This window comes from Psychrobacter muriicola 2pS (genome assembly GCF_904846535.1).
In the GTDB taxonomy this organism is placed as follows: Bacteria; Pseudomonadota; Gammaproteobacteria; order Pseudomonadales; family Moraxellaceae; genus Psychrobacter; species Psychrobacter aquimaris.
The window spans coordinates 75,775-100,765 of sequence record NZ_CAJHBC010000010.1 but is presented as its reverse complement, the minus strand read 5'-3'; the positions used below and the strand labels follow the sequence as shown (position 1 = coordinate 100,765).

Below are 24,991 nucleotides of genomic sequence, written 5' to 3'. Positions count from 1 at the left end.
AATATTGCATATCATTGGCACACAAAAAAAACAGACATCATCGATATCTGCTTTTTTATTTCTAAATTATTCTTCAAATAACCATTAGCCCTGCGGTGTAATCAAGTACTTTTCACCAGTCGCTTGTTTGCCATAAGCTTTTATAGACGCTAATTGCAACGCTTCTTCTAGCGTAACTTCGTGCGTATAGTGACTGGCAAATGTGGTGGTGATTTCTTCTGCCACGCGCTTGCGCATTGACTTAACCGTTTCAGCACCCAGCTTGCCGAGAGCATTGAACAGCAAGAAGCCATTCACACCCCAAGCAAAACCAAAGTTACGGTTTAGGGTGATTGGGCCACGGTCTAAGGCACCATAAATATAGGCTTGTTTGAACGTGTCTGAGCCATAGACGCTGTACTCTTCTACATCACGGGTGATAGCAGCTTCCATACAGTTTAGGATATCGCTGGTTAATTGACCGCCGCCGATGGGATCAAATGAAATGGTAGCACCTGTTTCGACAATCGCTGCAGTTAAGTCAGCAATAAACGTATCACTGCTTGAGTTGACCACATATTTTGCGCCCATGTCACGCAATAGCTTTTCTTGCTCTTCTTTACGCACGATATTGATTAAATCAATCCCATCGGCCATACAGATGCGGTTGAGCATTTGCCCAAGGCTAGACGCTGCTGCAGCATGAATGATGGCTTTGTGACCTTCAGCGCGCATGGTTTCGACCATCGCAAGTGAGGTGAGCGGGTTCACAAAAGATGACGCCGCCTCGGTGGCTGTCGTGCCGTCTTGCATCTCTATACAGCTTCTCACATTGACACAGTGATACTGACGATACGTTCCGCCACCAATCACAGCAACCATTTTGCCCATGAGTGCTTGCACGGCTTCTGATGAGCCTGCGGCGACGACTGTACCAGCGCCTTCATTACCGACAGGCGTGTCTTTATTCACCCGAGTTTTGAGCGCTGGCATGACTTTCGCAGGCACATCAGCAGTAATGATTGGGCTGTCATCAGTGCCTGACTGTACGGCAGTTGACATGTCAGCAGCACTGAACATTACGCCAAAGTCAGACGGGTTCAATGGCATAGCTTCCATGCGCACGACAACTTCGTCAGCACCGGGCTTCGGTATCTCGATGTCTTTTAAAGACAAGGTTAATTTGTTGTCATCACTGATGGTCGAAACCAGTTGTTTATTTTTATCGGTCATGATTTTTTCTCCTATGAATGATGTTTGGCATCACTCACTATTGTTATCGTATGGGTGTTACTTCATTCTAAAAGCCATTATTTAGACTGGGCTGCTTGTATGTAAGCTTTTATGTGTGTCATAAATTCAGGCAGATTGGCGACGCGATCGGCCTCTATTTTTTGTGCAATGTCAGATTGACTCATGGTCTCGTTCCATTCTTTCATACCGGGTATCTCTGCCAGCACGTCCCAGTCAAGCTGGGTTGAGGCGCAGGCTTTGACGACGACATTTACATAGTACATATAGATGTCAGCCATCGTGAGCTCTTTACCAGCAATCCAAGGTGAAAACTGGCACAACTGGTTTAAGGCAGGAATCCCGCGGGCGAGCACTTGACGTACTTCTTGTTTGACAGCGTCAGGAGCTTCGGTGCCTGAAAACACGTAAGGAATGAGGCGGCGGCTTGGCAATTCAAAATACAGCTCTGCTATTTTCATAATTTGACGAACGATCGCACGCTCAGTTGCTGACTCAGGATATAACGGTGTGTCAGGGTAGGTCTCTTCGATAAAGTCGCAAATGACACTCGACTCTGAAAGCGTCACGCCTTCATCTGTTGTGATAGCGGGCACTTTACCCACAGGACTGACAGTCAGTAACTTGTCGTTGTCAGTGAAGATAAGATGTTCTTTAAAGGGTATTTCTTTGTATAACAGCGCATGTTTGATGATGTTGTAATAGTTGCTTGCGGGAAAACCATGCAAAGTAATCATAAGTTATTGTTCCATTATGGATGTGAGTATTATTTTTAGTTGTCATGCTTAAGCTAAACATATTATTACTGTTTTTAATAAGGTGATATATAGGGTAAATCGCGAATCACTATTGCTTTTAAGACAATAATAAAGTCAAAATACTTAGCAATTGATACAGATATGTTGGAAAATTGACTATTTAGTGAATGGAGATAGGTTTTGGATCAGCTACGGGCGATACGATATTTTAGTAAAGTGGTCGAGACAGGCAGTTTTAGCAAAGCGGCGAAGGTATTTGGTGTGCCACCATCCTCATTATCAAGACGAGTTTCTGATTTAGAAAAGAGTTTGGGCGCGACATTGTTAAAACGTTCGACTCGAATCGTCAAACTGACAGAAGTAGGGCAGATCTACTACAACGATGTGCAACACATATTGAATCAGCTTGAGCAAAGCGAAGAGACGGTACGTAGCTACCAAACAACGCCTATGGGGCGACTACGCATCAGCTCGATGGTGGGTTTTGGTGAGAAGATATTGCTGCCTTTATTAGACGAATTTAGTGCGCTGTATCCCCAAATTGTTCTAGATGTCAGTTTAAGTGATGAGCTATCCACCCTTGGCCGCGATGATGTCGATATTGCCATTCGCGGTGGCTATGCGCCAAATGAGCGTGTGCTTGCCATACGGCTGATGGACAATAGCTTTATCCCTGTCGCGTCACCGAGCTATCTGGCAACCCATGGCACACCGAACCATGTGTCAGAGTTAAGAGAGCACATGGGGCTATATTTTAAGACACCAACAGGAATCACGCCTTGGTTATGTCATATCGATGGTCAATGGCAGGATGTCTCAGGCTCAGCGGTCGCCATCTCAAACAATGGGTCGTGGCTGGCAAAAAAAGCCTGCGCGGGTGAAGGTATATTGATGTCCACGCGGTGGGCATTGGCAGGATATCTTGAGTCAGGCGCTTTGCAAGAGCTGACGTTTGAGCATAGATTAGCGATAACGCAACACGCAGATATGGCGGTGTATCTGTTATATCAAAAACAGCGTTACTCAGTACCCAAAATAAAAGCGGCCGTAGACTTTTTGGTAGAGAGAATAAAAGTGATTAGCCATTAATAAGCGCTGACGAATAAAGTCAAAAATCATTTATAGACTCCATTTAACATATGCGTACCTAAGGCTAGGTTCAAGAATTAATAGAGATGAGCAATTTCCGGTACACTTCTTCATGTGACATGTTACGCAGATAAGGATTTGATCACCAATAAAGCAACAGACTTCATTAGTAATTCACACTAATAGTAACTATGTCAGAGTAGGTATCAGGCTTGAAGTCAGCGCTAGGAACAGTAGCGTAGACGCTTTTGTTTTGAGCGGTACCAGTTCCAGTACCCGTTACTCCATTTCCCAAGTTTGTAGAGGTAGCAGTGTTTCCCCATGGCGTTCCACTAAGACCAGGGGTAGAACGCAGTTGATAACGAACCAGATCTGAGTTACCACCACTTCCTTTCATAACACCCGCCCCATCTTTATTACCATTGGAAGGCGCCAAGCCAATATTGTATACCGTACCATTTGTACAAGTTAAATTAATAGGGTTAGTACCTTTGCTCTCAATATTATTAGCACTGGATGGCGTATTACCAAAATCTATATTACTTTTGGAATTAATCAAGCAGTTGGTAGGGGCCTTGGCCTGAACATAGAAGGTATTCATACGTTGATTGGGAGTAACGCCAGGACCTGATCCTGTTGATGAGGCACAATTACCATTTATATCTGCAACAGACGTCACAAGTGTATCGTTAATATTAAAGTTGAGTTTATAATATCCAGCGCTCTTTCCGCTCTGGTTTGGAGGAATAGCCGCATAAATCGTTAGCGTATCTGCCTGTGTAGCACCAGCGACCACTGTAACGTTGATGCTAGCTGGTACTGGAGTTGATCCGTTTGCCATAGACCCCCAAATATTACTATATCCGCTATCTTTATAAAGCTGGAAAGGGAGATTTGTAGAGTCACCTGGCGATATATTCGGTAGCAGTGGCAGCGCCCTCGGATTGATTCCTGCACTACCAATGTTTAAGCAGAGTGTCAGGGACTGTGGGGCGTCTCCTGTATTTTTGCAGGAGTAACTTACTGTACCTGTCGTTGAGAAAGTATTACTAGTGAGGAGGTCAATAGAACCAAATTCGATATTGCTTATGGATGCTGAGCATGTGACGATTGGCGCTGCCTGCACTGTTCCCGTCATTAACCACAATGCAATCAACATAAAAAGTAAACTGTAACGCCATTGGAATGTCTTTATTTGCAATCGTTGCATTAGTTTTGTACCTTCTGGCAGTTGAGAGGGCCGAGTAATGGAATCTCATCACCCTGCTTTTGATAGTCAAAGCTGACAGTACAGATGTCACCAGAGGGATTAATTATCTCTAGCACATTATGCTCATCCAGCGTATCCAGATATACCTCACCATCAAAACCAATGATAGTCGGTGGCACAGCCATGTTGGTGAGCTGTCGTACTTGACTGCCTAATGGCAGAGGCTGATTACTACTGTCTATGAGAATAATGGAAGCAGAGCGTACTGGTGTAATAGCAAATTTTACCAAGGTACCAGCGCGGTCAGTTGGTGTGGCTTCAATATTCACTTTGTCAATCCGCAAGTCAGCAGGCAAATCCATAGGATTAATACCGATTTTATTGCTTTGGTAAGCATTCAGTGGCGACACCAGTAACAAGCCACGGCTATTGGTAGTACCGATTGGACTGTTTTGTAGGAGTACGGGCACATTAGCGATACCGTCAGTAGAGACTACGGCAAAACCACTATTAATTTGACGAGTAGGAAAGACTCCTCCGCCCATCATTACTAATGAGCCTGTGCCACTGGCATATGTAGCGTAACTGTCATCATTGACGCTGACACCCGCTTGTACTCGGCCATAGCGACCAAGGTAACTTAATTCTGCCAATCCATCGTTACTGTCACTTCTACTGGAATTACTATCTAAGCTATTGTCTATAATGTGTCTTGCTTGCCCGCGCCAGTTTATGCCGCCTGAATTTGGTGCTGAATGTGAAATATCAGCCACAAATACATCACGCTCGTCTGTGTGCTGAATACTGCTATTCATTGAAACATTACGATCTAAAGAGAATGAAGCGCCTATAGAAGCACTGCTATTAGCAGAGTCATTGAGGTCTTGATTAAGATTAGCGCTCAAGCTTAGACGTCGACCAAAGGACTTACTCCAATAGGCACTGGCGAACTGTGTGGTTTCCTGATCAGCAAGTGACACTTGGTTATAGCTCATGCCAAAACTACCTAAAGATTGAGTACTATAACCTGACGATATCTGCTCACTGCGGCGAGCGGGGGCAGATCCGTACTGACTACCTACGTCACGGTAAGTCCCTTTCGTGCCTGTGGCACTGGCGCCGATATTAAAGCGACTGTTATTCCATGTGTAGCTTGTGCTGTATTGGGCGCCATTTTGCCCTTGACTCTCACTGCCCGCTAACGAGGCAAATAAAACACCGCCTGCGCGGCCTAATAACCAAGTACCGCCGATTCCGGCATTACTCAGACCATTGGTTACTTCGGCATGGGTTTCTGCAGTAAAGCGTTTACTCACCCCATAACGCCAAGTGCCGCTGGCAGCAATATTATTACCGTAATCAAAGGACTTACTACCATAGTTTTCGCGAACGGCACCCAGCTCTACCGACCAGTCGGAAAGCCCAGGCTGTAGCAAACGATGGGCGTCATATAAAGAGAACTCAAGCGTAGTGCTTTGCCCTAATGCATCGGTAACTACCAACTGAGCATTGCCTGCGCCACTAAAGCTAGGTGCCGTCTGTAGCTCAAATGGTCCGGTTGGTACGTCACCGCTATATTGCTTCAGGCCATTCACATACAGCTCTACTGCTGAGGGCAAAGTGGCAGAACCAAAAAATGAAGGCAATGGAGTGGTTGTCATATAAGGCTGTAAATCAAAATTAGTACCAAGCTGTAGACCACCTAAGCGCGTAGAGCGTGTCCATGACAGTGCGCCTGTGAGGATGTCACCAGCACGAACCGTAAGCAGCTTATCAGGGAATGATTTACTCCAATTGGTATCCAAACGCACAGTGCGTCCATCCCAATCTTTGTCATTATTACTATTGCCAGCAGAGTGAGTGGCTGTGGTCAATGCCGTAGAACTTAGTACACCAAGAGTACTAAACGCACGCAGCTCTGTAAAAGCACTGAGATTTTTAGCACTGTTCTGAGTTTGGCTGCCATAAATATTGTAGTTTAATAACATGCCTGGCGATGTAGTGGGTTGTGGGCGCTGATTACTGCGTGTGTTACGTACAGTGGTATCTAGATTGAGCAAACTTAGCGGTGCGATAAGGCTCAGCGTTTGCCGCCGTGCATCATAATCAACCTTGAGGTCAGGCAGGCTATTTAACGGTATAGGTTCGATGTTATCAGACGGTATAATAAAGCCAAGCTGTTGCAACACATTAGCGTTGGCCCAAAGTTGGTCTTCGCGGTAAACGAAATGCACCAAACCAGAGCTGGTTTGGTTAAGCGTGACGTCCAGATATAGATCGAGACCAGCTTCATTATCACTGCTGTAACTGTCTAGGTCGAGCTGGGCAAGTCTACTATCATCAATGATTGTAGACATAATGTCTTGAGAGGCAATATTTTTAGCAGAAGGGGCAAACTCGTTGGGTTCGATAGCGTGGCTGACAGATACTGCCACACTCTGCAGCAAAAATGCTCTAGCGAATACTATTGTCCAGTATGGCGTCCTGCATCGTCTCAGTGCCATTGATCATTACCTTGAATTTACCACCTGTTATCAGGGTAGAAGGGGGTACTTTCAGTGTCCAGTTCATGGTGGCGCCTGGTAAAACATAACCCAGTAAACCTTGATTTAGATTAATACTATTACCAGCAGAATCTACAATACCCACTCTAGCTAATTGGGCATGACCATTGCCGCTATTACTAACGCGCAATTTAATCTGCTCATCATCGGGTTGCAAACTATAGCGCCATTGCAACTGTGGGCTGGTCTTAACAACACCAACAGGCTGCAAAAATACAGGTAAAGAGTAGCTGAGCGCAAATTGTAATCCCTTCTTCTGTTCAAGAGATTTAACAGGCAGCTCGTTAACCAAAATTCGGTAGCTGTCTTCCACCGCTCCAGCGCCTTGTGGCGGTGCCTTAGCGCGAATAATTCGGATAAGTTGGCTCTCGCCGGGGTTAAGCTTAATCATTGGCGGACTGGCCAATAATCCTCGTGAGGGTGTGAGCTGATCGCCTGTTTCGCCCTGCGACCACTGATAAACGCGCACTTGCGCGTTTATCATAGTGTCAGCAGTATTACTAAGGGTCAGGCCACTGGCGTTTTCTCTAGCTTGTAAGCTTAAGGAGATGGGAGAGACCTGTAGGCCACTTGCCATCGCTCCACTACCCAATAATAATAAGCTAGAGACAACAGCGGGTCTCGCAACACGGCGTAACCAGAGACTTAACATAGATATCAGTAGATTACAGAAGCGGTAATAGTATCCGAATATGTATCTTGCTTAACATCGGTGCTGCCCGTTATTGTGGCAAATACAGAATGTGTGATAGGCGTGGCTACGCCAGTTCCTATACCCGCAACACCGTTACCAGTTAATTCAAGAGTTCCTGCATTACCCCAAACTTTGTCACCCGCTAAAGTAGAGTGCAACTGATATGCAATAGTGTCGCCTAAAAGCCCGGTCATAAGACCTTCACCGGTAGTGCTTAATGGTTTGCCCTTCGTTGTTAGGTTAATGACGTAAGGTGCGTCAGTAGAGCACATTACTGAAATATCTCCAGCAGATTTTTTATTTGAAATTGTCCCATCTGCCAATGCAGTACCGGCAGCAATGTCAGTAAAACTAATAGCAGCGGCAGCAGCGTCTATAGCGCAAACTGAAGTAATGGTCGTCGTGATTCCAAACTCAGATGTCTTTGTGCCAGAAGCATTCGCAGACATAGCAGTGAATCCACCAATAGTAATTAATGTAGCGGTCATTAAAGATTTTTTAAATTGCATGGTAAAGCTCCAAGGGTTAGATTTATTAGTGTTTCGATCATGTGAAGTCCAACACGCAGATGAACACTGAACTTCATCATGCTATAAAGCTAAAATCACATCTTCTGGCAACTTAGAACTCACTGGCATAGTGTATCCACTTAAGGATAATAATTTATACATAGCCTATAACAAACTATATACAATCTGAAACTATATACCAAAATATGTATGTATATTGTAACACATTTTGAGTACATATGCTCACTGAACTTCTAATTAGACTCAATAATAGACTAATAAACCACTCAAAATAGACCGGTATAATGGGACTATTTATATAAAACCAGTTTGGACACCAATACGACAAGTGGTAATCAAAGGTTTTATTTGATTATTTAAATTCAAGAAATGAAAAAAACTACGGTTCATTGTGGTTTTAGAGCTGGTATTTGATTTTTATCAAACATTAGAACAATCAGAGTGAGCCTTTCCTAAAAACTGTGTAACTACTTATCTCGCCGAATTATTTAATTTATAAATTAAACCCGTACGATTATTAACTTGCTTTTTCTCATACATATTTCTCAAGTGTTTCTTTACAGTATTAATAGTAATAAATAACTGATTTGCAATTTCTATATTCGAGTGTCCTTTTACAATCAACCGATAAATCTCCAACTCTCTGTTAGAAAGTATGGTTTTAGGTTCCGCGTCCGAATTAACTAGCACATTAACAGTGGCAATTTCTTTGATGCGCATCGAATTTATAACTAAGTGCTGCATATGTGTAGATAGTGTCTGTAGAACTGCTTTATCATTTCTCGTAAAAACCCTTTCTCCTTTAAATCTGACAAATCCTATTCCTGCATAAATAGCAGTTGCGGTAGAAAGATACATAACCATCTGATCAATAATTTCATGACGCTCGATAAACTTATGATAAGAGGAGCTTAACAGCTGTTTTGGCGTTGCCATCTCTCCTATTAGGTATACAGACTCTTTGCTACCTCCTAAATTGGACAAATGCTTTTTAGGATGCATCACATCATTCATGTTGTGAGTCTCTTTATAGTCAAGAATCAGTTGTTCGCTGAAATTATAGAACTTCAAGCTATGCATATCACACTTTTCGTCTGCATGCCAAAGTAAGGAATGATGGAATTGAAAAAGCTCAGAAAATAACGGTTGAATCTGCTTGTGATCGGAGAGAGAGCCATTAATAAAATGTATGATGTTCCGATAATCTGCTTTCTTTAAATTCATAATTCATCCTCACATCTTGTTCTAAGGATACAAGTTTGCTCGTTAATATCGATGCTTCCAGTGCAAAAGAGCTAAAAAACTATCTTTTAAAATTATCCTTTTAGGTAATATACAGTAGCTTGATAATTTGGAATGATAGGTTTCAACATTCATGCTACAGAGCTTAAGACAAGGAAGTCAAATGAAGACAACAGGTTTTATTTACGATGAAAGCTATTTCTGGCACGATAATGGCTCAGGTGCATTGCATTTAGCGTCAGGTGGTTACGTACAAAGTCACGTATACGGAGAAGATCCTGAAACGAAAAGACGTTTTAAAAACTTGATGGATATCTGTGGTTTGACTCCTCAGTTGGAGTCGATAGCTCCGGAACGCGCTACAAGAGAAGATATTGAACTATTTCACCTGCCAAGCTATATTGATAAAGTGAAAGAATTGAGTGACGCAAACGGTGGTGATGCAGGACAAATTGCTATTGTAGGTAGAGGCTCTTATGAAATTGCTCTCCTATCTGCAGGTGGAGCAATGACTGCTGTAGATTCTGTCATGGATGGGAATGTGCAAAACGTTTACGCATTAACAAGACCACCAGGCCATCATGCTGAAGCACAAGAAGGCATGGGATTTTGCTTATTTAATAATGTAGCAATCGCAGCAAAGCATGCTAAACGAAAATATAATTTAGAGCGTATTCTTGTACTTGATTGGGATGTCCACCATGGTAATGGTACAGAACAGGCATTCTACGAGGATGACAGCACATTATTCATCTCACTACATCAAGATCGCTTATTCCCTGCCGAGCGTGGTTATGTTGAGCACACTGGTGAAGGCAAAGGTGAGGGCTATAATATCAATATTCCATTGCCAGCTGGTACTGGGAACGCTGGGTATATGAATGCATTTGAGAAGATTGTTGGTCCAATTGTTGATCAATTTAAACCTGAGCTTATCATAGTATCCGCAGGACAAGATCCAAACTTCTTCGATCCATTAGCGCGAATGATGGTGACAGCAGACGGTTTCGGACGCTTTGCAAATTTTATGAAAAATCTTGCTGAAAAACATTGTGATGGCCGTCTAGTATTGTGTCATGAAGGAGGATACAGCGCTGCATACGTTCCTTTCTGCTCATTGGCTATTGTAGAAGCAATAAGCGGAATAAAAACAGATGTAGAAGATCCATTCATGGAAGGCTTCGGTTGTCCAGTTGAGACGTTATTTCCTCATGAAGAAGATGCAGTTCAAGCAGTAATTAAAGAGCAATCAAAATACTGGAAATTTGGATAATGCAATATCTTCTTATGTTCACTTGGTCCTAAAATATATATATGTTATTAGTGCGTATATAGATTGCTCTATAATGAAGAAGTCGTTGTAAAAATTGGTAAGTATTCGATTTATTTTATTTATTAGAGGTCTTATAGTTAGTATGATTATCGAGTTATTAACTGTAAAAACTATAATTTTCCTTTAATATATTAATTTTATTTTTTAAAATATTTATTTATATAAATAGATGATGCTTTCTAATTCACTTCGGAAAGCAACCTATTTGGTGCTTAGCGATATTTTAATGCTGCAAATGGAATTCAGCAATATAGTCAAACAAAAACAACCAAGGAGAGGGGTTTTATGAATACTCAAAAATTAGACAATGAGTTGTCTGCAAGCCAACAAGTCACTAATTGGCTGCAAGATTTTGATCAAGCTTTGAAGACGAAAAATATAGACAAAGCAGTTGAGTGTTTTGAAACAGAAGGTTACTGGCGTGATTTAGTCTCATTTACTTGGAATATAAAAACGTTAGAGGGGCAAGATGACATTAAAGATATGCTTTCACATACCTTGGAAACTACTGAGCCGTATGAATGGCAGCTTGATGGAGAAGCAGTGGAAAATGATGGTGTACTAGAAGCTTGGATAAGCTTTAATACCAAAGTATCAAAAGGCTATGGACATTTACGTTTACGTAATAACAAAGCTTGGACATTATTAACCACTATGATCGAACTCAAAGAATTCCCTGAAAAACGCAAAAAATTACGCTCAAAGGGTGCTGAGCATGGTGTTAACCCTGATCGTTTAACATGGCAGGAAAAACGTGAGCTTGAAGAGAAAAATCTTGGCTACAGCGATCAACCTTATTGCTTGGTTATTGGTGGCGGACAGGGTGGTATAGGTCTAGGAGCGCGCTTACGACAACTTGAGGTTCCTACAATTGTCATTGATAAACAACCGAGGCCTGGTGATACGTGGCGTAACCGTTATAAATCGTTATGTTTACATGATCCTGTATGGTACGACCACATGCCATATATTCCTTTTCCTGAAAACTGGCCAGTATTCACGCCAAAAGACAAGGTTGGTGATTGGCTAGAAATGTACACTAAAATTATGGAGTTAAACTACTGGGGGTCAACTGAGTGTATCAGTGCTACTTTTGATGAAGAATTACAGCAGTGGAATGTAGAGGTTAATAGAGCAGGTGAACGTTTAGTCTTACATCCTAAACAGTTAGTTTTAGCTACTGGTATGTCAGGATTACCAAACGTCCCTGAAATTCCTGGTATGGAAGACTTTGCTGGAGAGCAACAGCACTCTAGCCAACACCCAGGCGGTGAAGCTTATCGAGATAAGAAATGTGTTGTGTTAGGTGCCAATAACTCAGCGCATGATATTTGTGCCGCCCTTTGGGAAAACGGTGCAGATGTCACTATGATACAACGATCATCGACTCATATTATTAAATCAGATACGTTGATGGATGAAGTGTTAGGGGGTTTGTACTCAGAAGAAGCCGTTGAAAACGGAATAACCACCTATAAAGCAGATCTGACTTTTGGTTCTATTCCTTTCAAAATTATGCCGCAATTTCATGAGCCTGTTTATCGTAAAGTCGCCGATTTAGATGCTGATTTTTATAAAAGACTAACCGATGCAGGCTTCATGCTCGACTTTGGGGAAGATCATACTGGTCTTTTTATGAAATACTTACGCCGAGGCTCTGGTTACTATATCGATGTAGGTGCTTCTGAACTTGTCGCAGAAGGTAAGATAAAGCTTAAACCCAAAGTAGGTATTGATCATATTAAATCTCATTCAGTGGTACTAACTGATGGCACAGAACTAGAAGCTGATCTAATTGTATATGCCACTGGATATGGCTCCATGAATGGTTGGGCAGCCAAAATAATTTCACAAGAAGTAGCCGATAAAGTCGGTAAGTGTTGGGGCATGGGCTCAGATACAGCTAAAGACCCAGGCCCTTGGGAAGGTGAATTAAGAAATATGTGGAAACCAACGCAACAACAGGCATTATGGTTCCATGGTGGTAACTTACATCAGTCTCGACATTATTCTCAATACTTGTCGCTGCAGCTTAAAGCCAGAATGGAGGGTATAGAGACCCCAGTTTATGGTTTGCAAGAAGTTCATCACTTAGAATAAGTTTAATATTACTGCTGTGAGTAGCTTATAAAAAATGATAAATTTGATGGCCATACTGGTTTTGCTCAGTATGGCCATTTTTATATTAGGCCGTGTCATCAATTAGTATGGCTTATTCTGATATAAGCCATACTAATTATATGTATAGCAAACAGATTCAGTTAATGTTTACCATAGTGAAGATTGTAATGATTACTTGGACATCAAATGTACATTACATTTGAGCGGCTATTAACTAAACTGACTAGTTATTTATGATATAAACATAATCCCATGAACTTAATACTACATAGACTTCATTGGATTTATGTTTATCTAAAGCTTTATTCATATAAAAAATATAAACATAAACCCTTGTTAAATATAAATATAATATCTATTTTTTTAGAAATTAAAAAAATTTGATTCATGAACTATTCGAAAATCGCAGTTTTTTGGCACTAATCCACGATTTTGATCACTCCACTTCATAAACCTAAACTTAGTATTTCATAACTTAGCGAATAGGCGATAATATCCATTATGTAAGTTTTGGACAAATAACTGTGCATATCGCCAAGTTGCAATCAAACCTGCTGATACTTTTAGTTCTAAGAGGCTCTTTACTTTATATTTCTCATTTATCGGTATAGATAATAAGTCTGATAAGCTGATATCTAGCTCAGATATTTTTGAATACAATCTGGATAGTTAATTTAGTATTTTATGTTCGAATGAATTCAGTCTATTTTGATTAGTTCCCTTATGGCGGTCTGTTTTAAGTAGTCTATTAATAGGTTTGAAGGGAGAAATTCCTGGTTCCCTTAGGGTATACCCTAATAAAATTATTCTAAACTAACTTCTCTAAAATCATTTAGTCATGATATTGGTCTTTAGAGGTACATAGTTTTCCAGAAATTTTTCTCGTTTGATATCCAATAATTTTTGGAATCGGGAATGTAATAGCTAAAATCACCAACTGAAGCAACCCACCCCTTATACGAAACAGAGCTTTCGGGAGAATAATCATAATCAGTATGTAAGTAAATCTGTCTATCAAAATTTATATAGTATCTTGGTAGCCTCGATTTTATTTGATTAATAGCATCAAGAAAATTACCTTCTAGTTCATGCCCACTAGATAAATTATATTCAATAGAAGAATATAATTTATCTAGACTTTCTTGAGAAAAACCATAAAAAATTATGTGCTCTAAATTAGAAGTACTTAAAACAATCGTTTCATCTAATTCTAAATACTTAGCAAAATTTTCTTTCTTTAATTTAGATATACCACCTCTTGAGTTTTTTAAGCCACTATAAAACGTTTCTAAGGTAATATGTCCTTTATCAAGTAAAGCTTTAGCCTCTACCTCTTCATCTAATTGATAGTGGTATTTATAATCTAAAACCCAGTAGCTCATATTATTGCAAACAAAATATGCAACAGACTTTTCATTTAGCCATAAGTCTTCAAGTACTTGCTCATCTAATCTAAACATAATTTTCCTATAGCAGTATTTTTTAATACTTTAGCAACTGGTACGCATTGATTAGCAATAACAGGCTATGAGCCTATATTCTATAGATCGATGCCTGTATAGCGCATCGATCTATATGACCCAGAGGTAATAAAGTAATGATCAAACAAAAAAGTTTTAAACCTTATTCATCAGAAATATTACCAGTAGGATTCGTTTATCCTGCTGCTTACATCCAATTGACAAAACATACAGAAACAGTCAAGTCTGATGAGTATTCTCAATGGTGGTTCTTAGACTCTACAACTGAAGGAGCGAAACTATCATATAGTCTTAGAAACAATAAAATTAAGGATTTTAACTTAGTTCCATTCGCTCAAAACAGCGAATGGATGGCTTACTTTGATGGCGATGATTGTTCAGGTGATCCAAGAGTAATAGTAGTTGATCTTACTTATTTGCCTTCATTCATGATATTCGAGAATTTTAATGAATGGCTTACTAAAGCTGAGCAGGATTACTGGTGATAGCTAATCTTAAGCTTGATAAGCTATCGTTTTGTACACCATGAAGTACACTGTGACTATCTCAGCAAGTTAAAACGTTTATACCATTAGCCTACAGCCTAATATTCAAGTCCTCACTAGGGAACTAAACTTATTTAATCAGTTTAGCAATTATCAACTCATTAAATTGGGTCGGTGCGTTATATAGGCATCGATGTGGTAGATGGATGAGACACCTAGGAATTTTCATACTCTCTAAGATTTTTGAACCTCAAACAATCCCAGCGTGGTTCAGCAGACGCATCAAAGAAAGACTTTTTATGGTATTTATCTGCCCAATATGATATTGATAATGTCGCAAACCTAGAGAGCATAAAAATATTACTGCAAACCCCAGTATAAACCATAAAATATGCGGCATCTTTTTAGTGAAAAAACGGTACAGCCTTAAAAAGGCAGTAAACCGTAACAGTGGAATGATTAGATAATTAAAATACTAAAAGAGTATCATGTGGGGATTATTTGCATAACGGATGGTAAAAAAAAGGGGGAGGGAGGTAATACCTGCTTTTTTATGAATGTTTTTTATTAGGAAAGGTCATGTTTCTTCGTTTTATTGCGCGTCATAGCACATTAATTATGCCAGTTTGCGCCATTGTGGGTTTTGTTTTTCCAAACTTATCCAATGCGGTATTGGTATATTTACCCCAAATACTGTTCTTCTTGATGTTTTTTACTTTACTGGGCATCGATCAGTATGCGCTGTTAAAGCGTATAGCGACAAGCTATGTGTGGGTTTTTGCCTTGCTACAAAGCGGGGGTATGAGTCTGGTTTTAATATTAATTGCCTATGCACTCGGTGTACGTGGCGATTGGCTACTGGCTATTGCAGGTCTTGGTGCCACCGCTCCATTGTTTGGTAGTGGTGCGTTGGTCAATGCGGTGGGGTTTGATGCACAACTGGCGACGGCAAAAACTATAGCTGCTACGCTCGTTATGCCATGTACATTATTAGGCGTACTGTGGCTATTAGGCGATGGAAACGCGCATTTAGACGTTGGTCTTTATATCAAACGCTTGTTGGTTTACATTGTTATGCCAATGGTGCTGGCTGTGGGGGTGCGTCGGTTCGTTTCACCTGCTATTTTGACACGTTATTATCCCAAAATTGGACAGTTTAATATTTTACTACTGATGTTGTTTCCACTGGGACTGATGGCAGGGTTTCGTACTACCTTTGACCATAATCCGTGGCAAGCGTTATTATTGCTAGTGCTAAGCTCTGTATTGGCCTTGGTGTTTTATTTTACCGCTTATATCATCTATCGGCGTTTTGGCTATGAAAACGCCATTGTCGCGGCGCTGGTGTGTGGCGGGCGCAATGTATTACTTGCTTACACCATAACTGTGCCCTTTATGGGTGCGGTATTTCTACCGTTACTGGGTGCTTTTCAATTACCAGCATTTTGCTTGCCCTTACTGGGTAAATATATGGCAAAACGCCATACAACATAAAACTCGATCTATGGATTTAAAATCAGGTTTCTGAGCTATGCTGAAGAAACCGTACAACTAAACTTGGTAAACTAAGCGTATTAACCGAAGTTTACCATGACCAAGAAAGTAAGAACTTATAGCGCCTAATTTAAAGCCGAAGCCGTCAAGAAGCTAGTAGATAATAACGGCAATATTTTAGCCACTGCAAAGCAGCTTGGCATCACCTTATCTAACTAGCATAACAAAGCTAATCAATGCAAGCTTGCAAGGACTGAGCAGTATGATCCTGAACTAATATAAGCGATAGTGTATTCCGTTCTTACGTACTTGATATACAAGGATCCCAGCCTGTACTATGAACTTAATAGCATATAGACTTCATTTAACATAATATACATTATGCGAAAACAAACCAATAGCTTTGGAGAGTAGACTCATAATATTTATACAGCTCCATTTAGAAACTTCCATGGTTATCTCTATGACTTTTATTAAAAATTTATAACCTTTTTACATCATATGTAGATATCAATAAAAATAACACTCATCACTGGCTAGCGACAGGTTTCTAGTAAATGCTTTCGTAAGGACTTGCTATCCTCATTTAAAATCACATCCGCCACTCGGCAACTAGCATCGTCATCGATGCCACTACATGACAACTCATAATAAACATTGCTGCCATGTGCCAAACTTACTTGTACCAATCCTTGGTTAGTCATTGAAAACCGTTTGTCTTGTGCATAATCAGGATCTTGCGAATCCCACAATACGTCATAACCAACATGACAAGATATTTGCTCTCTATCAAAATAATCCTGCTCAATTTGCATCGCTGCTTGTAAATCTGGGTCGGCATACTGTTGCAATACGATTGGATTATCCATGCCTTGATTGCTGACGTCTTGCTGATACATGTCGCTAATGGTCGCTATTTTTATGGCTGCATAGGTCTGAGTCGACTCTACTATATTCGCTATAGCAGAATTGGTTGCTATCAGTCCTATGATTAGCAGCGTCAATGAGTAATGTGTTGGCATAGCGTTCTCTACGAGCTTCAATGATATAAGTGTTATAAACCATTACATCATAACCATATTATGACTCTGCTGTATTATCGTATCATTCCGGTTTATCTACTAGAAATAATCTATTACATAATAATTTTTACATAGTAACTTTGTAAAACTTGCTCATTAAGGATGCTTTATGACGATATTATCTACTTTTAAAGACCGCTCGTCTAAATTAACCATTGGCGGCGCATTGGCTTTGGTGCTAACAGCAACGGGCTGTCAATCTTCTGCTGAATCCAATACAGCTATTACCAATCAATCTAATGGCCACTCATCAACGCCCACAGTCTCCGACATCAGTCAACAAACCCTTAAGCAGCAAGCCGTACGTATTCAGCGCGCGCTTGCGAATCAAGACTTTGCTCGCATCACCAATGACATTCATCCAACCCGTGGCGTTCGTTTTTCGATGTATGCCTATGTGCGTCCTGAGACTGATAAAGTCTTTAGCCGTGAACAATTCGCGCAATATTTACAACAGTCCAAAGTGCGCTTTACTTGGGGTGAAAAAGACGGTACTGGCGATCTACTAGTCACGCCACTACCTATATATTTAGACACATGGATTGATGCTAGAAAATTTAACAATGCTAGTATTAGTATTAATGAATTCCAACACAGCGGCAATATGATTAATAACCTAAAGAAGATTTATCCCAATTCAGAAGTTGTCGAGTTTTATCATAAAGGCTCAGAGGAATACGCTGGTATGGATTGGCGCATCATGCGCTTAGTGTTTGAAGAATATCAAGGCAAACGCTATTTGGTCGCTATTGTGAATGAGCAATGGACAGTTTAAATAATTTTTATCTATAAAACATGTATTTAAATAAAGAATGAGTAATAAAAAAGGCAGTGTCACCGAAGCCATACACTGCCCTTTTTATTATTTTTCCGCCTGTATATTCAGAATTCAACATAAATGTTAAATACTAATGATCTTATTAAAGTGGCGTTTGGCGAAAAAACTTCACCATAATCTCATAGATATCTGGATAAGCATCCACCAATTTTTGCGGTGTTTCAAAAAACACTTCGCTCAGAACCGCAAAAAACTCCGCAGGATTGGTAGCGCCATAACGATCTAGTCCTGCCTTACGATGAGTCTGAAAGTCTTCAAAGTCACGTGTCATAATCTCAGTCCAGCGCGCAGGATCCATATCGGGTTGCAGTGGTGGAAAGCCATTGGCACGGCCATTTAACATATCAAGTTTATGCACAAATTCGTGGATGACAACGTTATGACCATCGCGCTCGCCTGAGTGCCTCGCATCTTTCCATGACAGAATAACGGGGCCGCGCAGCCACGCCTCACCGCTACGGTGCTGACTGCCCTCATGGACGATGCCCAGTTCATCGACAGTGGTGGTTTCGCTCTTGTAGGAACCAGGATAAATGATAATGGCTGACCAGCCAGCATACCATTCAAGGCTGAGATTTAAGATCGGCAGGCAAGCTTGCAGTGCAATCGATTGCCTGACAGCATCAGTAATCTCAAAACCTTGTGCACCTGTTATGGATTTATCTGCCAAAAACAACGTCGCCAGTTCAAACAAACGGTTTAGCTCGTCCTCGTTTAGCCGATCAAGTATCACGATCCGCTTGGCCGCTTGCATCCAGTCAGCATGAGTAAATTCACTATTGTCCAGTATACGCTGCTCGCGCCAGTCTTTTATCAGGCTAAACATGGTTGTTATCCTTGGGTTTTGTGGTTAGACACTGACGATAAAACAGTTTATCAGGCCTCTAACGACAACATATTCATAATTAATTTAATCAGAGTGTCTTTTTGATTGGGGTTAGATTCAGCGACCAGTAGCGTTAATGCCGCAAGCCCTGTGTTATTGATGACCATATCACCTTTATCATTCAGCAGTCGATTATTCCGATGCAAAAAATCCACGAACAAAAAAGCGCCGCTGCGTTTATTGCCATCGGTAAAAGGATGGTTTTTCACCATAAAGTACAGCAGGTGCGCCGCCTTACTTTCGATAGTCGGGTATGCAGGCTCACCAAACACGGTTTGCTCTAAGTTACCAAGTACACTACCCAAACCGTCACCACGAGGCTTAGCAAATAACTCAGTCGCCTCGCCCCTTTCTATCAGCTGCGATTTTAAATTATTGAGTGCTGCCATCGCCTCAGCCGGGCTGGGTAATACACCGCCTTCCTGCCCTGATGGGTCATCTAACAACCCTTCATCATAGCGTTGTAGCCATAAAAACGTCTGTGTATAACGACTGATTATCTCAATTAAACCGCGACCTTCATCGGTATTGAGCTCAGGACTTTGTGCTGTTTTTTTTATTAAATTTAACGCTTGTTGTAACTCAGCAGAGTTTTTATCAAGGCGCTGTTGGTTAAGCGTATATCCTTGTACCAAGTATTCGCGTAAGCGCTGGGTTGCCCAACGTCTAAACTGAACACCTTGAGGTGATTTGATCCGATAGCCCACCGAAATAACCACATCTAAGTCATAAAAGGTCACGGGTCGATCGGAATTTGCAATATGCATTTTTTGCATATTGCTTTTTTCGGACACTTCTTCATCGTTTATAGCATTGGCAATATGACGTGAAATCACTGATTGATCGCGACCAAATAGCTCAGTCATTTGTGCTTGCGATAGCCAAACGGTCTCTTGCTCAAAACGTACGTCTACTTGCGCCTTTCCATCAGCACTTTCATAGATCTCAATGGTCGAGTTGTCATTATTTTCAGTAGCCGTTCTTTCAGTAACTTCCATCTATAGAACCTCTATGCATACATTGATGATATGGATCAATGGCTATTTCTCATCGTGCCATGCCTTCCTCTTGTAAATACTCATGCAACCCTTCTGCAAACTGACGATATCCTGCAGCATTGGCATGAATCCGATCGGACTTTAGCGTGTCATCCGACAATACCGCTGACCAGCCACTCGAATAGATAGGTATATCTTTAGTTTCAGCAATATCTTCATACAACGGATTGTCACTGACTTTACCAAACAATGCACTGGCACTTAAATATGGCTCAGCAATAAGAACAACGTCGATGTTTGCAGATTTTAAGATATCGATAGTCGCAGTGATATTGGCACGCGTCGTATCAGGCTGAACGCGCTGTAAGACATCGTTGCCACCCACGCCAAGTAGTACTAAATCAGGTGCTTGTTTGGTGATGTCAACCACTCGATCCAGCACATCGGCAGATGTATCTCCATTGACACCTGCATTAATAACTTTCCATTTACTCAAATCAGCAAGTACCGCAGGATAGGCAGTATCTGTGCTAGCGCCATAGCCATAAGTCAGTGAGTCGCCGAGTGCAACCACTGTACTACCAGCTGGCAAGGTGTCGTGTTGTGGCTTACTACCACACCCTGTCATACTGATAGTCGCTACCAATCCTAGACTAGCTAGCACCAAAAACTTACTACGTATCTCCATGTCTGCTCTTTTCCTATTCCCCACACCCATTGAGTTAAATTTATCAGAATTTAGTTTAGATTGCTAAAAGCCTATGATTAAACGCTTGTTATATATTACTCAGCAACCGTTGTATAGTTAATACAGGAGATAGACTACCTGTTGGGTGCAATACAAGTGTTACTCTGCTTAGCATAGACAGTGTTATTCATCATAAAGTATAAACGTTAACAAGGATACGTCTCGCAAAGGTATGACCTTTACGGTCTATAGAAAAGTCGCTAATGATAACAATAACGGGACGTTTACCAGCTCGTTTGTATTGGGTGGTCAGATTAAAGGGCAGCCACCTGAGCTATACATGATCTACAGTGTATTACAACAACCAATAAAAAACCGGAGTAGCGCTGAATAAACAGCCCTACTCCGGTTTCGTTTAACGTCCTTGAATGCCATCATAACGATATCGCATTCAGTGTTGTGTAATCTACCTCATGACCTGGTACATGGAAGACTCACTGGACTGCACCTAGATAACGTCCCTAGTGCATTAGCTCAATCATGATTGCGTGATTGCGCCAGCGAGCTAATGACACTAGGGACGTTATCTAGGTATTAGCAGGACTGAAACAGTCTTCCTTGGGTAAAATGTAATGGCTTGACTCGTGGACGACGCAACGTCGCCCCTCACCGTAAACGGCGAAACGCTAAATCTCACAACGGACTAAGTTTGCCTCATAACGATTAATACTGTCAATACATAATTACAAAATCAAATCCCACACGACACTATGTGTCGCAGGCTATATATTCCCTTACAAAAGTCCTTGATATTTTCTCTGAAACGCGCTTTTATGTTGCTACAAAATTGCGCGTTCTGACAAAATAAAAATTAAGGCAAATTTCTATGAGTCTGTCATTCTCACAAATTCAACAAGCTTGGCAAGTCCAAGATCCCAGCTTGGTCGATAAATTATGTACATTGGCAACTCAAGCTGAAGCCATTCCTGAGACACCTATCCCCGAACATGAACTGACTTTTGATCGGTTTTTAGATAAGATATTTAGCCATCAGTTTCGGGAGCAACACCCCGACGTACAGTTTGCAGAGCGTGTGGCAATGATTGCCAAACTTGAGGTAGACGAAGGCGTTTCCCCTCTACCTGATCGCTACAAAATCCATTTAATATTAACTGCACTGTGGGAAGATGGCAGCGCATACTCTAGAACCATTTTAAAACAAGCCATCACAGCTTTACCAGTCAGCTATGGTGTGTGGAAAGGCTTGAAGCGTATTTATAAGCAAGCAGAATTTTCTCAAGATTATGAGATATTCGGACAAATTGCCGCCAAAGTTGATTTGCAGCGATTCGACCAAACTGTTAGCTCACCAGTTAGTCTTGCCACCAAAACCTATATGAGCCTCAGAGCATGGCGATATCTGCGGCAGCTAGGTCAGCAAATGCCTATCGGCTATATTGATGCTGCCGTCTCTGTACTCGCCAGCTATGACGAAACCATGATGGCAGGCAGCCCTGAACAAATGAGAAGCTGGGTGCTCAATCATATCTGCTTCCACAACAGCCTTGATTATGGTGTAAATCGTTTTAGCAGTCGTTCACCTCGCAAGCTCTTCGATGCTAAAGGCCGCGCTTTCTTCGATGCGTGGCAACGAGATGCTGAGCCACTTATTCAGCTACTGGCTATCGCTAAAAACGAGGCGATCAGACAGTTCGCAACCGATAGCCTAAAGCATGACTTTAAGACCCAGCTACGTGACGTGAGTAGTGAGACGCTGCAATATCTATCTGCCGGACAGGTGCATAGTAAAGCGCGTGATGAGATGATTGTTTGGCTATTAGAGAATTCACCACATTTTGAAAAGTCTAAATTTCAAGCGTTAGGCTTGCATCAAGTGGTACTACAGCTACTCCATTCACACTATCCTGCTGCCTATCAGTATGCGATTGGCTATGCCAAAAGCTATGCCCAAGACTTATCGCTTACTGAGCTGATGCTACTGGCCATGTCAGATTATGAGCCTGTTAGAATATTTGCAATCAACAATATCTTAAGTCGTGACCCTATTGCGGATATTGGTGTCAATGGCTGGGGGCAACTGTTAGATACAGAGCATCACCATCAAACCGCGAGCAAACAACTTAGCAAACACTTTACGAGGCGCGATTTAACCCCTGAGTGGTTCTTTGAACGATTGACTAGCGGCAGAACACACAGCGTAAAATTTGCCATAAAAAAACTGCCTGAGCTTTATAGCGCCAAAGAGCTAGGGACTGAATACTTTATTCGCGTTGCCCAGCAGTTAGATATACTAGAGCAACAGGACTTCTCTGCTCATAACGACAGCTACTGCATGGACTTTGCGTTGGATCAGCTCAGACGTTTGGATTTGAGCCAAGTAAACGCTGCCGTGTGGCAAATGCTGCTATTACATCCACTATCGCAAGCGACTATTACCGATTGGTTTGATGAAGATGTACTGTCAGCGGCGACGCTTGATATGAGCTATTGGCATGCACTTGCCTATGAGCCTAATTGGCAAGTGAGTGAATATATTGAACAATTAAAATCTGCTGAAACTCCTATTAAAAACTGGCAAAAGCACTTGGCCTTTGATGAGTACTTAGCAGAAAACGTGAGGGATTGGCTGTCTGATGTGCGTCGGTTTGCGCCGATAGATTTAGGTTTCGACTGGCTTATGAATCTTGCGCATAGCGAACAAGCACTCTATCGTGAATTTGCGATTGAACGCATTAACAAAGGATTCTTGCCTGCTGACTTTATCGCATATCTCGACAGCAATGAAGACGACTCTACTGACAACGCTTCCAGTAATAGCACTGACAATAAAGACTCAAATAGCGATGCTACTACTGAAGTAGATTTAACCGGCCAACGCTATTTATTTACAGGCAAAATGCAAAGCATGACTCGTGGCGAGGCCGAAAAAGTTGTGAAAGCAGCTAATGGTGCCATCAGTGGTGCTGTCAACGGCAAGTTAGATTACTTGGTCATCGGTGATGATGGTTCACCGTTATACGGTAATGGCCGTAAAGGTAGCAAGCAAGTTAAAGCCGAAAGCTTAATCGCCGATGGTGCGCCTCTAAAGATTATTTCCGAAACCGCATTTTTGCAGATGCTAAGTGGTCAATCGAGAGAGGTATCTGAAGATGATACTTTTGCAGGTGCCAATGCACTGTGGCATATGGCAACAGATGACGCTACTGCACCTATCAGTGAGCTTGCGATCAGCTACCTCAGTCATCATCATGAACAGATCTGCATGGCATTGACAGACAGACCAGTCGATCCCGATGCGATTATCCCTTCTTCATTTTTTGATGCGGAGCGTGTCATTCCTTTACTGCAACACCGTAACAGCCAGCTGCGAGAATTTGGCTTATTACTGAGTGAGTATGAGATGACGACGTGGCAACCGACGCCAGCCCTATGGCTGATGATGGCAGAATCTCCCTATACGGATATCACTCAACTGCTAAAGCGTGCGCTATTGGACAAGCCATCTGTTGCCAATCGTCGCTACCACGTCCAGTCAGCACAATTGAATGCTGACATGTTGAATGCATTGATTGAAAGCAAAGCGCGATTCGCTCGCCAAATCGGCATCACCTTGCTGCAGCGTCATGCCAATTTCCAAGATGTGCAGTCTTTATATCGATTGACCCAAAGCACAGACCGTGAAGTACGTTATGCCGCCGTGACCATGCTATGGAAACACTACAAGGCGCGTCACGTATCCCCAAACTGGCAGCCAACCAGTACCGATAAAGATGCTATTAAAGATAAAGACAGCAGCGCTCAACCACTCATAACAGAGCAGTCAGATAGACATTTGGCAAGCTTACCTGCAGAAATCGATCAGCTACTAATGCTACTACGTCGTGGTCTATTCGAGTTACCACCTGGTCGTCTAGGCAGTTCGCAAGAGCCAAGTGCTAGTGACAGTAATAAGCAAAAACATCAACGCTATTCAGATAAAAACTCAGTAGAGACATCTGAGTCAGATAGCAACATCACGCTAAAACCCATATCTGCGAGTCGTGCCAAATTGGCCTTGATTGAGACTTTTCGTGATGTAGCGTTGGCTGACAGCACCTTTGCGGCGCTCATTATGCCCACACTGTTCACCTTTACGCACTCGGCAGGCAAGATGGAGCGTCATGCGTGTTTGGTTGCCGTCACACGGTTATTGCATCGCTATCCTGAACTATCTAATAACCTGCAGCCAGTTGCATCTGCTTAACGGC

The 24,991-nt window shown here is 41.7% G+C and carries 19 protein-coding genes and 1 pseudogene; 8 read left to right on the top strand and 12 right to left on the bottom strand.

All coding sequences use genetic code 11. The features are described 5' to 3' along the window. Positions 1-84: 84 nt before the first annotated feature. Positions 85-1,212 carry a zinc-binding dehydrogenase gene (locus JMX93_RS12760; RefSeq protein ID WP_499204944.1) on the bottom strand — a complete coding sequence of 376 codons (1,128 nt, stop codon included), beginning with the start codon at positions 1,210-1,212 and terminating at the stop codon, positions 85-87. A 77-nt stretch (positions 1,213-1,289) separates the two neighbouring features. Then, on the bottom strand, positions 1,290-1,967 hold the full coding sequence (locus JMX93_RS12755; protein ID WP_499204943.1) for a glutathione S-transferase family protein: 678 nt from the start codon (positions 1,965-1,967) through the stop codon (positions 1,290-1,292). 201 nt (positions 1,968-2,168) lie between these two features. Between JMX93_RS12755 and JMX93_RS12750 the strand changes: the two genes are divergently transcribed. Next, a complete protein-coding gene (locus JMX93_RS12750) occupies positions 2,169-3,077 on the top strand; it encodes a LysR family transcriptional regulator (protein WP_499204942.1) in 909 nt (302 codons plus the stop codon). A gap of 166 nt (positions 3,078-3,243) precedes the next feature. Here JMX93_RS12750 and JMX93_RS12745 read toward each other — a convergent pair whose 3' ends face one another. The 5 genes from JMX93_RS12745 to JMX93_RS12725 form a co-directional block, all read right to left on the bottom strand. Beyond that, positions 3,244-4,287 carry a Csu type fimbrial protein gene (locus JMX93_RS12745; protein ID WP_499204941.1) on the bottom strand — a complete coding sequence of 348 codons (1,044 nt, stop codon included), beginning with the start codon at positions 4,285-4,287 and terminating at the stop codon, positions 3,244-3,246. Next, complete coding sequence (locus JMX93_RS12740) at positions 4,287-6,722, bottom strand: fimbria/pilus outer membrane usher protein (RefSeq protein WP_499204940.1); 2,436 nt, start codon at positions 6,720-6,722, stop codon at positions 4,287-4,289. The genes JMX93_RS12745 and JMX93_RS12740 overlap by 1 nt, the downstream gene beginning before the upstream one ends. A gap of 19 nt (positions 6,723-6,741) precedes the next feature. Further along, complete coding sequence (locus JMX93_RS12735; RefSeq protein ID WP_499204939.1) at positions 6,742-7,503, bottom strand: fimbrial biogenesis chaperone; 762 nt, start codon at positions 7,501-7,503, stop codon at positions 6,742-6,744. 5 nt (positions 7,504-7,508) lie between these two features. Beyond that, a complete protein-coding gene (locus tag JMX93_RS12730) occupies positions 7,509-8,054 on the bottom strand; it encodes a spore coat protein U domain-containing protein (RefSeq protein WP_499204938.1) in 546 nt (181 codons plus the stop codon). 492 nt (positions 8,055-8,546) lie between these two features. After that, positions 8,547-9,299: a helix-turn-helix transcriptional regulator gene (locus tag JMX93_RS12725; protein ID WP_499204937.1), complete on the bottom strand. Its 753-nt coding sequence runs from the start codon at positions 9,297-9,299 to the stop codon at positions 8,547-8,549. A 181-nt stretch (positions 9,300-9,480) separates the two neighbouring features. Between JMX93_RS12725 and JMX93_RS12720 the strand changes: the two genes are divergently transcribed. Continuing rightward, positions 9,481-10,590, top strand: a complete 1,110-nt coding sequence (locus JMX93_RS12720) for a class II histone deacetylase (protein WP_499204936.1) — start codon at positions 9,481-9,483, stop codon at positions 10,588-10,590. Between the two features lie 345 nt (positions 10,591-10,935). Continuing rightward, positions 10,936-12,750 carry a flavin-containing monooxygenase gene (locus JMX93_RS12715; protein WP_499204935.1) on the top strand — a complete coding sequence of 605 codons (1,815 nt, stop codon included), beginning with the start codon at positions 10,936-10,938 and terminating at the stop codon, positions 12,748-12,750. A gap of 872 nt (positions 12,751-13,622) precedes the next feature. Here the strand turns inward: JMX93_RS12715 and JMX93_RS12710 are convergent. Further along, positions 13,623-14,231 (bottom strand): hypothetical protein, encoded by a 609-nt coding sequence (locus JMX93_RS12710; RefSeq protein ID WP_499204934.1) that lies wholly within the window; start codon positions 14,229-14,231, stop codon positions 13,623-13,625. A gap of 137 nt (positions 14,232-14,368) precedes the next feature. Between JMX93_RS12710 and JMX93_RS12705 the strand changes: the two genes are divergently transcribed. The 3 genes and pseudogenes from JMX93_RS12705 to JMX93_RS12695 all read left to right on the top strand — a co-directional run. Beyond that, a complete protein-coding gene (locus JMX93_RS12705; RefSeq protein WP_499204933.1) occupies positions 14,369-14,737 on the top strand; it encodes a hypothetical protein in 369 nt (122 codons plus the stop codon). Positions 14,738-15,316: 579 nt separating this feature from the next. Next, positions 15,317-16,231, top strand: coding sequence for a lantibiotic ABC transporter permease (locus tag JMX93_RS12700; protein WP_193013101.1), 915 nt, complete (start codon positions 15,317-15,319; stop codon positions 16,229-16,231). Positions 16,232-16,327: 96 nt separating this feature from the next. After that, a pseudogene (locus JMX93_RS12695) lies at positions 16,328-16,510 on the top strand (transposase); the annotation flags it as partial. Between the two features lie 257 nt (positions 16,511-16,767). Here the strand turns inward: JMX93_RS12695 and JMX93_RS12690 are convergent. After that, positions 16,768-17,253 carry a hypothetical protein gene (locus tag JMX93_RS12690; protein WP_499204932.1) on the bottom strand — a complete coding sequence of 162 codons (486 nt, stop codon included), beginning with the start codon at positions 17,251-17,253 and terminating at the stop codon, positions 16,768-16,770. A gap of 169 nt (positions 17,254-17,422) precedes the next feature. Between JMX93_RS12690 and JMX93_RS12685 the strand changes: the two genes are divergently transcribed. Further along, on the top strand, positions 17,423-18,088 hold the full coding sequence (locus tag JMX93_RS12685; RefSeq protein WP_499204931.1) for a hypothetical protein: 666 nt from the start codon (positions 17,423-17,425) through the stop codon (positions 18,086-18,088). 145 nt (positions 18,089-18,233) lie between these two features. On the opposite strand, the gene JMX93_RS12680 is transcribed toward JMX93_RS12685, so the two are convergent. From JMX93_RS12680 to JMX93_RS12670, 3 genes are read right to left on the bottom strand one after another with little or no spacing between them, the layout of a single operon-like run. Beyond that, positions 18,234-18,977 (bottom strand): M90 family metallopeptidase, encoded by a 744-nt coding sequence (locus JMX93_RS12680; RefSeq protein ID WP_499204930.1) that lies wholly within the window; start codon positions 18,975-18,977, stop codon positions 18,234-18,236. 50 nt (positions 18,978-19,027) lie between these two features. Further along, complete coding sequence (locus tag JMX93_RS12675; protein ID WP_193011471.1) at positions 19,028-20,035, bottom strand: virulence RhuM family protein/type II toxin-antitoxin system death-on-curing family toxin; 1,008 nt, start codon at positions 20,033-20,035, stop codon at positions 19,028-19,030. Positions 20,036-20,084: 49 nt separating this feature from the next. Then, the gene (locus JMX93_RS12670; RefSeq protein ID WP_499204929.1) at positions 20,085-20,723 is read right to left on the bottom strand and encodes a GDSL-type esterase/lipase family protein; all 639 of its coding nucleotides are present in this window, start codon (positions 20,721-20,723) and stop codon (positions 20,085-20,087) included. 886 nt (positions 20,724-21,609) lie between these two features. On the opposite strand from JMX93_RS12670, the gene JMX93_RS12665 reads away from it, so the two are divergent. Beyond that, positions 21,610-24,987: a BRCT domain-containing protein gene (locus JMX93_RS12665; protein WP_499204928.1), complete on the top strand. Its 3,378-nt coding sequence runs from the start codon at positions 21,610-21,612 to the stop codon at positions 24,985-24,987. The last annotated feature ends 4 nt before the right edge of the window (positions 24,988-24,991 follow it).